Annotated in this window: 10 protein-coding genes and 1 pseudogene; 7 read left to right on the top strand and 4 right to left on the bottom strand. The window is 39.1% G+C overall.

The window, feature by feature from the left end:
• Positions 1 to 8: 8 nt before the first annotated feature.
• Entirely contained in the window at positions 9 to 452 is a 444-nt protein-coding gene (locus ABW51_RS01650) for a hypothetical protein (RefSeq protein WP_053465293.1), read from the bottom strand.
• A gap of 152 nt (positions 453 to 604) precedes the next feature.
• The gene (gene uvrA, locus ABW51_RS01645; RefSeq protein ID WP_053465292.1) at positions 605 to 3,436 is read right to left on the bottom strand and encodes an excinuclease ABC subunit UvrA; all 2,832 of its coding nucleotides are present in this window, start codon (positions 3,434 to 3,436) and stop codon (positions 605 to 607) included.
• A 152-nt stretch (positions 3,437 to 3,588) separates the two neighbouring features.
• Between uvrA and ABW51_RS01640 the strand changes: the two genes are divergently transcribed.
• The gene (locus tag ABW51_RS01640; protein WP_053465291.1) at positions 3,589 to 4,095 is read left to right on the top strand and encodes a single-stranded DNA-binding protein; all 507 of its coding nucleotides are present in this window, start codon (positions 3,589 to 3,591) and stop codon (positions 4,093 to 4,095) included.
• A gap of 69 nt (positions 4,096 to 4,164) precedes the next feature.
• Here the strand turns inward: ABW51_RS01640 and ABW51_RS01635 are convergent, their stop codons facing one another.
• A complete protein-coding gene (locus ABW51_RS01635; protein ID WP_053465290.1) occupies positions 4,165 to 6,027 on the bottom strand; it encodes a monovalent cation:proton antiporter-2 (CPA2) family protein in 1,863 nt (620 codons plus the stop codon).
• Between the two features lie 122 nt (positions 6,028 to 6,149).
• On the opposite strand from ABW51_RS01635, the gene ABW51_RS01630 reads away from it, so the two are divergent.
• From ABW51_RS01630 to ABW51_RS01610, 5 genes are read left to right on the top strand one after another with little or no spacing between them, the layout of a single operon-like run.
• On the top strand, positions 6,150 to 6,602 hold the full coding sequence (locus tag ABW51_RS01630) for a DUF441 domain-containing protein (RefSeq protein ID WP_032826612.1): 453 nt from the start codon (positions 6,150 to 6,152) through the stop codon (positions 6,600 to 6,602).
• On the top strand, positions 6,603 to 6,977 hold the full coding sequence (locus ABW51_RS01625) for a DUF423 domain-containing protein (RefSeq protein WP_053465289.1): 375 nt from the start codon (positions 6,603 to 6,605) through the stop codon (positions 6,975 to 6,977). It abuts the gene before it with no gap.
• Positions 6,974 to 10,885 carry an ATP-dependent RNA helicase HrpA gene (hrpA, locus tag ABW51_RS01620; protein WP_053465288.1) on the top strand — a complete coding sequence of 1,304 codons (3,912 nt, stop codon included), beginning with the start codon at positions 6,974 to 6,976 and terminating at the stop codon, positions 10,883 to 10,885. Before ABW51_RS01625 ends, hrpA begins: the two co-directional genes overlap by 4 nt.
• A gap of 32 nt (positions 10,886 to 10,917) precedes the next feature.
• Complete coding sequence (locus ABW51_RS01615; protein WP_053465287.1) at positions 10,918 to 11,484, top strand: hypothetical protein; 567 nt, start codon at positions 10,918 to 10,920, stop codon at positions 11,482 to 11,484.
• The gene (locus ABW51_RS01610) at positions 11,465 to 12,109 is read left to right on the top strand and encodes a transglycosylase domain-containing protein (protein WP_053465286.1); all 645 of its coding nucleotides are present in this window, start codon (positions 11,465 to 11,467) and stop codon (positions 12,107 to 12,109) included. Before ABW51_RS01615 ends, ABW51_RS01610 begins: the two co-directional genes overlap by 20 nt.
• Before the next feature lie 115 nt (positions 12,110 to 12,224).
• Here ABW51_RS01610 and ABW51_RS10510 read toward each other — a convergent pair whose 3' ends face one another.
• Positions 12,225 to 12,338, bottom strand: a complete 114-nt coding sequence (locus tag ABW51_RS10510) for a helix-turn-helix domain-containing protein (protein ID WP_442902631.1) — start codon at positions 12,336 to 12,338, stop codon at positions 12,225 to 12,227.
• A 76-nt stretch (positions 12,339 to 12,414) separates the two neighbouring features.
• Between ABW51_RS10510 and ABW51_RS10505 the strand changes: the two are divergent.
• Positions 12,415 to 12,516: pseudogene (locus ABW51_RS10505) on the top strand (DUF3418 domain-containing protein); the annotation flags it as partial.
• Positions 12,517 to 12,741: the final 225 nt, after the last annotated feature.

Below are 12,741 nucleotides of genomic sequence, written 5' to 3'. Positions count from 1 at the left end.
GGGATTAATTATAAATTTGCTTTTTTAGTTGCTTTTGCGTTTACATCACAATTTTTGATGATGATCTTATCGCTAGTTTTGCCTTTTTGAATTAAATTCACCGGCACAACAGAATCAAATTTATCTAAAGTTAAACCACTATCTACATTCCAAACATAGTCACCAGAAGTGAAACTTGTAAAATCGTTTTGTGATTTATCACGAGTAAAATCTTTCGCAATAATTTTGTTACCTAAACTAACCATTGCCGCAACTGGCTCTTGGTTTTCAAATTGATACACTGCAGTCACAGTTTTTTTATTGCAAGAATAAACTACTGTTTTGTCAGTAATAGTTGACGCAGTTTGAGCAGCCATTTGAGCCGACGCTTTTTCCATTACTGGCGCTTCTTTTGCACATGCAGATAATATGACTGCAGCAGCAAATGCTGGTAAAATTTTAGTTAAATTCATTATTAAATCCTCTTAATTAATCCCCTATACAGGGTGCTACTTAGATACCTTTAATTAAATAAAGTTTCCAGTGTTAAATCAAAAGATCTATTCACACGAAACCAAATCCAATTGTAATTTTACGATTCTTGATACTAAAAGTACGGTAATTTTTAACGTTTTTCCAAAATTGGTTTAAGGAATCTCGCTGTATGAGATCCTTCGACTTTAGCGACTTCTTCAGGCGTGCCAGTAGCAATAATTTGTCCGCCACCGCTTCCCCCTTCAGGGCCAAGATCGATAATCCAGTCTGCGGTTTTAATCACATCAAGATTGTGTTCAATGACGACAATAGTATTTCCTTGGTCGCGTAATCGATGCAATACTTCAAGTAATTGCTTAATGTCAGCAAAATGCAAACCAGTCGTCGGTTCATCTAGAATATACAAGGTTTTACCCGTATCACGTTTAGAAAGCTCAGTCGCTAGCTTAACGCGTTGTGCTTCGCCGCCTGAAAGTGTTGTAGAAGATTGACCTAATCGAATATAGGATAATCCCACATCCATCAAGGTTTGTAATTTTCTTGCAATCATTGGAATCGCATCAAAAAACTCGCGAGCCTCTTCCACCGTCATATCTAAAACTTGATGAATCGTTTTGCCTTTATAACGAATTTCTAAGGTTTCACGATTATAGCGCTTACCTTTACATTGGTCGCAAGGAACATAAACATCGGGTAAAAAGTGCATTTCAACTTTGAGTACACCGTCGCCCTGACAGGCTTCACAGCGTCCACCACGTACATTAAAGCTAAAACGCCCTGGATTATAACCACGCGCACGTGCTTCTGGCACGCCTGCAAAAAGTTCACGAATCGGAGTAAATAAACCTGTATAAGTGGCTGGATTTGAACGTGGCGTGCGCCCAATCGGGCTTTGGTTAATATCAATAACTTTATCGAAATGTTCTAATCCCTCGATAGATTGATAAGGTGCATAATCGGTTTTTTCAGCTCTATTTAATGCATTTTGCGCAAGTGGAAATAAGGTGTCATTAATAAGCGTGGATTTTCCCGAACCAGACACACCAGTCACGCAAGTAAACAAACCAACGGGAATATCTAAATTTACATTTTTTAAGTTATTACCTGATGCGCCTTTAAGTTTGAGCCATTTTTTCTTATCAAGTGCGGTGCGTTTTTTAGGAATTTCAATTTTATCTGCGCCTGATAAGAATTTTCCTGTGATGGAATTTGGATTCAGCATAATTTCATCAGCGTTTCCTTGCGCAATAACTTGTCCGCCGTGCACGCCTGCTCCAGGTCCAATATCAATAATATGGTCAGCCGCACGAATCGCGTCTTCATCGTGTTCCACAACAATTACCGTATTACCAAGATTACGCAAATGAATTAACGTGTTAAGTAAGCGTTCATTATCACGTTGGTGCAAGCCAATAGAGGGTTCATCTAATACGTACATCACACCAACAAGCCCCGCACCAATTTGGCTAGCAAGGCGAATACGTTGTGCTTCACCACCTGAAAGAGTTTCAGCAGAACGAGAAAGAGAAAGATAATTCAAACCAACATTGACTAAGAACTGCAAACGCTCGCGGATTTCTTTAAGAATTTTTTCCGCAATTTGCGCTTTTTGACCAGTGAGAGAAAGTGCGGTGAAAAATTCAAGCGATTCACCAATACTTTTTTCTGCGATCATCGGTAAATTCGTTTTTCCAATATACACATTACGCGCTTCTGGACGTAAACGAGATCCTCCACAGTCAGCACAAGGTCGATTGCTAATATTTTTCGCTAATTCTTCACGCACCGACATTGATTCTGTTTCTTTATATCGGCGCGCCATATTATTCAAAATCCCTTCAAAAGGGTGCTTGCGAATAACCACATCGCCACGATCATTCATATATTGGAATTCAATTTCCTCTTTGCCTGAGCCATGCATAATGATGTGTTGAATTTTCTTTGGCAAAGATTCATAGGGGGCTTCAATATCAAAATTATAATGTTTTGCCAATGATGTAAGCATTTGATAATAATAGAAATTACGACGATCCCAACCTTTCACTGCACCGCCTGCAAGGGAAATCGTTGGATTTTGCACCACACGATCTTCATCAAAATATTGCTGCACACCCAAGCCATTACAAGTTGGGCAAGCACCTGCAGGATTGTTAAAGGAAAACAAACGAGGCTCTAATTCTGGCACAGAATAACCACAATGCGGACAAGCAAAATTTGCCGAAAAAATTAATTCTTCCGCTTTCGGATTATCCATTTCTGCCACAATTGCGGTGCCACCTGAAAGCTCTAATGCGGTTTCAAAAGATTCGGCTAAACGTGTTGCTAAATCTGACCGCACTTTAAAGCGATCCACCACCACTTCAATTGTATGTTTTTTCTGTAAAGCTAATTTTGGCGGATCAGATAAATCGCAAATTTCGCCATCAATACGCGCCCGAATGTAACCTTGTGCAGCAATATTTTCTAAAATCTTAACATGTTCGCCTTTGCGATTTTTGACCACTGGCGCAAGTAACATCATCTTGCTGTCTTCTGGCAAACTTAATACTTTGTCCACCATTTGACTAATCGTTTGTGCCGTTAATGGAACATCATGATCTGGACAACGCGGTTCACCTACTCGGGCAAACAATAAACGTAAATAATCGTAAATTTCTGTAATTGTTCCCACTGTAGAACGTGGATTGTGTGAAGTAGATTTTTGTTCAATGGAAATTGCAGGCGAAAGCCCCTCAATAGAATCCACATCAGGCTTTTCCATTAAAGATAAAAACTGACGGGCATAAGCAGAAAGTGATTCAACATAACGGCGTTGCCCTTCCGCATAAAGCGTATCAAAGGCTAAAGAGGATTTCCCCGAACCTGAAAGCCCTGTGATTACCACAAGTTTATTGCGTGGAATGGTTAAATTAATATTTTTCAGGTTATGGGTTCTAGCCCCGCGAATATCGATATTTTCCATAAAATAACTCAAAAGTATGAAATAAGTGTAAATTTTGCGATCATTATCGCATATTTTAATATCTGTGCAAATATCCAGTTAAAATATATAGATCTTTTAAAAAATTTCAGGCAAAATAACCGCACTTTTTTAGATAAAAAATGAGGTTTTTTATGGCTGGAATTAATAAAGTCATTATTGTTGGTCATCTAGGCAATGATCCTGAAATTCGTACCATGCCGAATGGCGATGCCGTAGCAAATATTAGCGTAGCAACCAGTGAAAGCTGGAACGATCGTAATACGGGCGAACGCCGTGAAGTAACAGAATGGCACCGTATTGTATTTTATCGTCGTCAAGCAGAGATTTGCGGCGAATATTTACGCAAAGGTTCTCAAGTGTATGTGGAAGGTCGTTTGCGTACCCGTAAATGGCAAGATCAAAATGGTCAAGATCGTTACACCACAGAAATTCAAGGTGATGTAATGCAAATGCTTGGTGGGCGTAATCAAAACGCGGGTGGTTTCTCTAATGAGATGGGAGCTGCACCACAACCTTCTTACCAAGCTCGTCAAACTAACAATGGTGGTAGTTATCAATCATCTCGCCCAGTGCCACAACAAGCTGCACCACAGGCTGAGCCACCAATGGATGGATTTGATGACGATATTCCGTTTTAATTCAAACGAACTCAAAACAAAAAGGAAGCAATTTGCTTCCTTTTGTAGTTGAAATGTATTGAAATCATTTTAAGAATTATTGTTTGACGTTTCTTCAGATTCCTCGATCAATATTCCTGCGGTTTCATCATTTAATGCCTGAGCATCGACATGAGGTTTAATGAGTGGTTTTGGCGTCCAATATTTTTTTAAGATTTCATTAGAAAAACCATGCAGAACTTCTTCATTTAAACGTTCTTGATCCAATGCTCTAACTTCTTTAATAACTTCATCAGCCTCAATCTTATCAATACCAAGTTTCATTAGTGTTGCTTGGCTAAGCGCAATGGCGGATTCAAAAGTTTCACGTACAATAAAATCCACATCTTGCTTAATTAGGCTCACGGTCGTTTTTCTATCATAAGTTCGGGTTAAAATCGGCAAGTTTGGATAAGCCCTTTTAAGTTGGCTAACAATCGTTTCAATGCGATCTGTATCATTAATACCAATCACCACACATTTAGCTTTTTCAATTCCCGCGGCGTAAAGTACATCCAAACGAATACCATCACCATAATAGACTTTAAAACCAAATTTTGCCGCAGCACGGATATTTTCTATATTACGATCAATCACTGAAACGCTGATGCCGCGGATTAATAATGTTTGACATACGATTTGGCTAAAACGACCAAAACCAATTACAAGCACGTTATCTTCTAAATCATCAATAGGGGATAGATCGCTCGTATCTGGTTGATTTGCTGATTTTCTCTCTCCAGATTGCGCTAATTTACGAGTAATTTGTGTAATAAATGGAGAAAACAACATGGAAATAATTACTGCAGCAGTAAAAGTGGCATTTTCATGGTTGCTCATTACGCCAGCTGTTGTAGCTGCAGAGAAAAGTACGAAAGCAAATTCACCACCGTGCGCCAAAAGTGACATTCTTCCCACTGCTTCTCTATGTTCTAAGCGAGTGATTCGAGCAACAACATACACAGAAAGTCCTTTGCCAATAATATAAAGGAATACAATTCCGAGTAGTAATAACCAGTGATTAAACACTAAGCTCAAATCCAACGACATGCCCACGCCCATAAAAAACAGGCCAAGCAATAAACCACGAAATGGCTCGATATCCGCTTCTAATTGATGGCGGAACGAAGACTCTGACAGCATAACTCCCGCTACAAATGCCCCCATTGCCATTGAAAGTCCACCTATTTCCATGGCTAATGCTGCGCCAAGTACAACTAATAAAGCCGCCGCCGTCATCATCTCACGAATATGTGCTTTAGAAATTAATCGGAATAACGGATTCATTAACCATTTACCCGCAACAATCAAGCCGATTACTGCCCCTAATGCGATGCCGATTGACATCCAATCGGTATGAGTGCTTTCTTCAGAATGAGGTGCAAGAAACGCCACTGATGCCAATAATGGCACAATAGCAATATCTTCAAAAATTAAAGTTGAAATAATTCGCTGACCTTTAGATGTACTGGTAATACAACGTTCTTCCAAAGTTTGCATCACAATCGCGGTTGAAGAAAGTGTAAATCCCATGCCTGCGATAAACGCGACTTCTTTCGGTAAATCGAGCAAATAAATTCCAGCGAAAGTAAGCAATACACCACAGAACCCAACTTGTAACAATCCCCGACCAAAAATTGCTTTTTTCATAGACCAAAGCCGTTCAGGGTGCATTTCAAGCCCAATAATGAACAAGAACATCACTACACCCAATTCAGCCAAATGCACGACTGAAGCCGGATCTTGAATGACACCGAAAACTGAGGGACCAATCATACAACCCGCCACTAAATACCCAAGCACACTACCAAGCCCTAGACGTTTAAACAACGGCACAATAGTCACGCTCGACGCAAGCAAAATTACGGTTTTAATCAGATCTGAATCGGCAAGATGGGCAACAGCATTTGACATAGGCATTCTCGAATAAGGGGAAAGATTGCTTACATTCTAGCTTGTTTTTACTAAATAAAAAAACACATCGATAACTTAAACTTGATATAATTCGTCACAATTTTTCACCGCACTTTTCAAGTATGTCGTTACAATTCAATATGATCGCCTTATTGCTGGTGATTTTAATTATTCTCGGGTTACTCAGTCACAACAGCGCAATTACCATTTCTGCTGCCGTATTACTTATCATGCAGCAAACTTTTTTATCTTCACACATTCCTTTGCTCGAAAAATATGGCGTTAAAATTGGTATCATTATTTTAACCATTGGTGTTTTAAGCCCCTTAGTTTCAGGGAAAATTCAGTTGCCTGATTTATCAGGTTTTCTTAGTTGGAAAATGGCACTTTCCATTTCCGTTGGTGTGCTTGTGGCATGGCTTGCCGGCAAAGGTGTACCTTTAATGGGCGAACAACCGATTTTAGTCACAGGCTTGCTTATCGGCACAATTATTGGTGTAGCATTTTTAGGTGGAATTCCCGTTGGCCCACTTATTGCTGCAGGTATATTAGCTTTACTTTTAGGGAAAATTTAAATGAAAAACAAATACCTTACTCTTGCTGCTTTAAGCGGATTCTTCTGTGTCGCACTAGGCACATTTGCAGCTCATGGCCTAAGCCATATATTAGAAGCCAAAGCATTATCATGGATTGATACGGGTTTAAAATATCAAATGTTCCATACCATTGCAGTACTTGCCGTTGCATTATCTGCTTTAAGTGACAACAAATTCGCCCGATTATCCATCTCTTCTTGGTTAATTGGAACCTTATTATTTAGTGGAAGTTTATACGCACTTGCTTTTGGAGCAAGCAATGTAATAGTGTGGATTACGCCTATTGGCGGCACTTTATTTTTAATCGGATGGATTAGCTTAGCTTACGGAAGTTTCAAAAGTAAATCGCTATGAAAAACAGATCGGTAAAACACGCATTAACTCCTTTACAACAATCTCTTTTTTCTCAATTAAATGACATTATGTTGGTGGATCAACGTCGTTTATCTGCCCGCATTCATGGGATTGGAAAAATTAAAAGCCAAGAGGCTCAACAAGCTGTGGCTGCTGAAATCCAGATGCAGATTAAACAGGCCCAATTACGTGTAGAAAATCGTAAAAGTGCGGTTAAAAATCCGATTGTTTTTCCAGAGAGTTTGCCCGTTAGCCAACGCAAAGCAGAAATTCAAAAACTGCTTTCTGAGCATCAGGTCATTGTGGTGGCAGGGGAAACCGGTTCAGGTAAAACCACCCAATTGCCGAAAATGTGTTTGGAATTAGGGTTCGGCAATTTGGGCATGATTGGTCATACTCAGCCTCGCCGTATTGCCGCTCGTTCAGTGGCAGCGCGTATTGCAGAAGAGCTGGAAACAGAGCTTGGCAGTTTAGTTGGTTATAAGGTTCGTTTTAACGATCAAATCAGTGATGATACACAAGTCAAATTGATGACTGACGGGATCCTGTTAGCAGAAATTCAAAACGATCGTTTTCTCAATCAATATTCTTGTTTGATTATCGATGAAGCGCACGAACGCAGCCTGAACAATGATTTTATTCTCGGTTACTTGAAACAGCTTTTACCACTTCGTCGTGATTTAAAACTTATCATCACTTCTGCGACCATTGATGTAGAACGCTTTTCCAAACATTTCAACAATGCCCCGATTATTGAAGTCTCGGGCAGAACCTATCCTGTTGAAGTGCGTTATCGTCCCGTAGTGGAAGAAGACGATCAAGATCAGCTACAAGGCATTCTCAATGCGGTGGATGAACTGCAAGCAGAAGGGCGCGGCGATATTTTGATCTTTATGAACGGCGAGCGAGAAATTCGTGATACCACCGAAGCTTTGCAAAAGCAAAATTTAAAACACACGGAAATCCTACCGCTCTTTGCCCGCTTGTCTGCACAAGAACAAAATAAAATTTTCCATCCGAGCGGATTAAATCGCATCGTGTTGGCGACCAACGTCGCGGAAACTTCATTGACCGTGCCGGGCATTAAATATGTGATTGACCCGGGTACAGCGCGTATTTCCCGTTATAGCTATCGCACCAAAGTACAACGTTTACCGATAGAACCCATTTCACAGGCATCTGCTAATCAGCGTAAAGGTCGTTGTGGTCGTGTGAGCGAAGGGATTTGTATTCGTTTATATTCGGAAGAGGATTTTAATTCTCGTCCAGAGTTTACCGATCCTGAAATTCTTCGCACCAATTTAGCCTCCGTTATTTTGCAAATGACGGCATTGGGCTTAGATGATATTGAAGCTTTCCCGTTTGTTGATGCGCCAGATAAACGCCATATTCAAGATGGGATAAAACTGTTGGAAGAATTGGGTGCGTTTGAAATCGTTCGCACCAAATCAGGTGAGAAACGTCAATTAACGGCAGTAGGTCGTCAATTAGCTCAACTCCCAGTGGATCCTCGTTTAGCGAAGATGTTGCTGAGCGCCGTCTCACAAGGTGCGTTGCATGAAGTGATGATTATTGTCGCCGCGTTATCCATTCAAGATCCTCGCGAGCGACCACAAGAAAAACAGCAAGCTTCTGATGAAAAACATCGTCGTTTTGCGGATAAGAAATCAGATTTCTTGGCTTTCCTCAATCTTTGGCGTTATCTACAAGAACAACAAAAAGAATTGAGTAAAAACCAATTCCGTCGCCAATGCCAAAAGGATTTCTTAAATTATTTACGTATTCGTGAATGGCAAGATATTTATCATCAAATTCGTTTAACTGTACGTGAAATGGGCTTGCCGATTAATTCCGAAAAAGCAGAATATCAGCAAATTCATACCGCACTTTTAAGCGGTTTGCTTTCTCATATCGGTTTAAAAGAAGCGGAGAAACAACAATATCTTGGCGCACGTAATGCCCATTTTGCGATTTTCCCCAATTCTGTACTTTTCAAAAAACAACCGAAATGGGTGATGGCGGCAGAGTTAGTGGAAACCTCCAAACTTTGGGGGCGTATGGTGGCGGAAATCGAGCCAGAATGGATTGAGCCACTTACCGAGCATCTAATTAAAAAATCCTATTCCGAACCGCGTTGGTCGAAATCCCGTGGCGCCGTGATTGCCGATGAAAAAGTCACGCTTTACGGTGTGCCGATTGTGGCTGCGCGACCAGTGAATTACGGCTCTATCGATCCAACGATAAGCCGCGAGATCTTTATTCAATCTGCCTTAGTGGAAGGGGATTGGAATACCAAACATAAATTCTTCAAAGAAAATCAACGACTCGTTCGAGAAGTAGAAGAGTTGGAACACAAAAGCCGTCGTCGTGATATTTTGGTGGATGACCGCACGCTTTTTGAATTTTACGATCAGCGTATTGGCACAGAAGTCGTCTCTCAAAAACATTTTGATACCTGGTGGAAAAAGGCGCAGCAAAAAGATCCTGAATTGCTTAATTTTGAACGTTCATTCTTAATTAATGATGATGCGGAGCAAGTGAGCAAGTTGGACTTCCCAAATTTCTGGCATCAAGGCAATTTAAAACTCAAACTGACTTATCAATTTGAACCAGGCACCGATGCAGATGGTGTGACCGTGCATATTCCGTTGCCGTTGCTCAATCAAGTGGAAATGACAGGCTTTGACTGGCAAATTCCAGGCTTGCGTGAAGAATTGGTGATTGCGCTGATTAAATCGCTGCCGAAATCCTATCGCCGTAATTTCGTACCGGCACCTAATTATGCCCAAGCTTTTTTAAGTCGTGCCGTGCCGTTGGAAAAGCCATTATTGGATACGCTAATTTATGAATTGCGCCGTATGACGGGCGTCACCGTAGAAGTGGAACATTGGAATTGGGAACAAATCCCAAGTCATTTGAAAATGACCTTCCGTGTGGTGGACGAAAATGGCAAGAAAATTGTTGAATCCATGAATTTGGACGAGCTGAAATTCAACTTAAAAGATCGCGTGCAGGAAAGTATTTCTGCTGTGGCCGATGATGGCATTGAACAAAGTGGCCTGCATATTTGGAGCTTTGCAGAGTTACCACAATGTTACGAACAAAAACAACGTGGTTTCAGCGTCAAAGCGTTCCCAGCCATCGTAGATGAAAAAGATGCGGTAGGTATTAAACTGTTTGAAACAGAGTTTGAGCAAGCAGTGGCAATGCAACAAGGTTTGCGTCGATTGTTGTTACTTAATGTGCCATCACCAATTAAGTATCTGCATGAAAAATTGCCGAATAAAGCCAAATTGGGGCTGTATTTTACGCCATTTGGTCGCGTGCTGGATTTGATTGACGACTGTATTGCTTGTGCGGTGGATAAACTGATTGCCGATTTCGGCGGTTTTGTTTGGGATGAAGCAGGCTTTGAAAAATTGCGTGATTTCGTTCGAGAAAACCTTAACGAAGTGACCGTGGATATAGCACAGAAAGTAGAGCAAATCCTATTCCTTAACCATGCCTTAAACCAACGTTTAAAAGGCAAAATGGATTTTACCATGGCTTTTGCATTATCTGACATCAAATCACAACTTTCAGGCCTGGTGTATCAAGGTTTTGTGCAAAAGAGCGGTTATGATCGCCTACCAGATTTACAGCGCTATCTGCAAGCCGTTGATAAACGTATTGATAAACTCGCTCAAGATGTAAATCGAGACCGTGCGGCTATGCTACGCATGGAACAAGTGCAACAGGCTTACCAACAATTGCTGTCTAAACTGCCAAAATCTAAACCTATTTCTGATGATGTGGCTGAGATTCGTTATATGATTGAAGAATTACGCGTCAGTTTATTTGCGCAACAGTTGGGAACGAAGTATCAGGTGTCAGATAAGCGGATTTTGAATGTGATTATGGCTATATAAAATTAAGATTTTTTAACGTAGGAGTTTCTAGAATGTTTTTATTTAGAGAAGGATTTCAAGATAGCTTTTTTGCTAATTTATTAGCAGGTTTGATGATTGCATTTCTGTTTTTTATTTTTAAAGAGAAAGTCTTTCGTATACCTAATATAGGTGGAATTTTCTATTTAAGACAAAGAACAGAAAATACAGTATATAACCCTTACAAAGAAATGGAGCTACAATATATGCTATCTTTACGACTTGAGGGAAATAAAGTTTATGGTTCAGCAGAAAAAATTTATGAAAATTCATCTGTGGGTAAGGGGAAAGAGCATATAATTCATTATGAAGGAAAAAATAGAAGTATATGTAAGATTGAAGGAATAATACAAAAACGATATTTATCCTTTTATGATATCCTAGAGTTTCAGTCATTTGAAGAAAATGAAAAACGTAAATCAACCACATATTACTATGTGAAGTTGCGCAAGAAATATTATTTCTGTGGCAACGTATTATTTTATGATGGATCATTTAGTTCTACCATTGCAAAACAAACAGGTATCTTTGAAATTAGTAGGAATGAATTTGATAAGAAAGATGCAAAATATTCTGCTTAAAATATTATATTTATTAATGAATACACCTTTTCTTTTTTTAGCGCTAGTTTTACTTAAACTAAATGCTAGTTTAAAGAAGGATTTTCGTAGCCTTATGATTTGTATAGCTAACGATTCTACCTATTATGATGTTAAGCTCATAAATTTTTTAATTTCGGCTGAGGATCATCGGTTTAGATACCATACAGGAGTTGATCCTATTGCTATTTTAAGGGCTATCTATATTTATATAAGATATAGGAAATATCAAGGTGCAAGTACTATTGAGCAACAATTTATTAGGACTGTAACCCGTAGGTATGAAAGGACTAAGCGACGTAAATTTAGAGAACAATTGCTAGCTCTGCTTTTAGATTTTTATGTTAAAGATAAGGATTCTATTGCAAGAAGTTATATAAATGTAGCATTTTATGGCTTAGGATTAATTGGTTTGGATAATTTTCTAGTAAGAAAAAGGCTAAACATAATTGAATTAACTGAGAATGAAATGTTGTCTCTTGTATCTAGACTAAAATATCCTGAACCTTTGACATATTCCGATAAATGGAATTCTAAAATATTGGCAAGGATAAACTATACAAAAGCAAGGTATTATAGATACCACTTAGATAGAGCCCCACGATAGCGCGCGTCAGGAGACGCGCGCCAGCGTAATCAGTAATATTTACTCAAAAAGTGCGGTCATTTTTTCAAACGTTTTTCAACCTCAAAAACACGTTCAAAATCTACCGCACTTTTTCTTATCGAAACTCCACATAAATCTTCTTTCCTAATCCTTCTGCAATACGTTGTAAAAAGGCAAGTGAGGTTTTTGGGTTGCCAGATTCAAAACGACTGATAGCACTTTGGGCGATGCCGTTTTTTCGGCAAAACCGTTTTGGATGAGCTACTATTCTTGGCGTAATTTAATGATTTAACGAATAAATTTAATACTTGATAGAAAAATTACGAGTCAGTTTATTTGCTCAACAGCTAGGAACAAAATATCAAATATCGGATAAAAGAATAGTAAATATTATTAGTCAATATTAATGATAATAATACTCAAAATTAAGGCGGTATAAACCGCCTTAATTTATTCCAAATAATGCATACCTCTTTGTAAGTATTTTAAGAAATAATGTTGATCAATCTCACATTTTTTAATTCTGCGAGTAGAAAAACTTTTTTCTTTTGGTATCTTACGCGCGAATGAATCTATATCCACATATTCTTTGTGGGATTAAGAATAATTCTCAACTTTCTATTTAACCTAAC

Origin of the sequence: Haemophilus sp. C1 (genome assembly GCF_001276515.1) — a bacterium.
In the GTDB taxonomy this organism is placed as follows: Bacteria; Pseudomonadota; Gammaproteobacteria; order Enterobacterales; family Pasteurellaceae; genus Haemophilus.
Note: the sequence above shows the minus strand (reverse complement) of the source record. Positions and strands in the feature narration are given on the sequence as shown.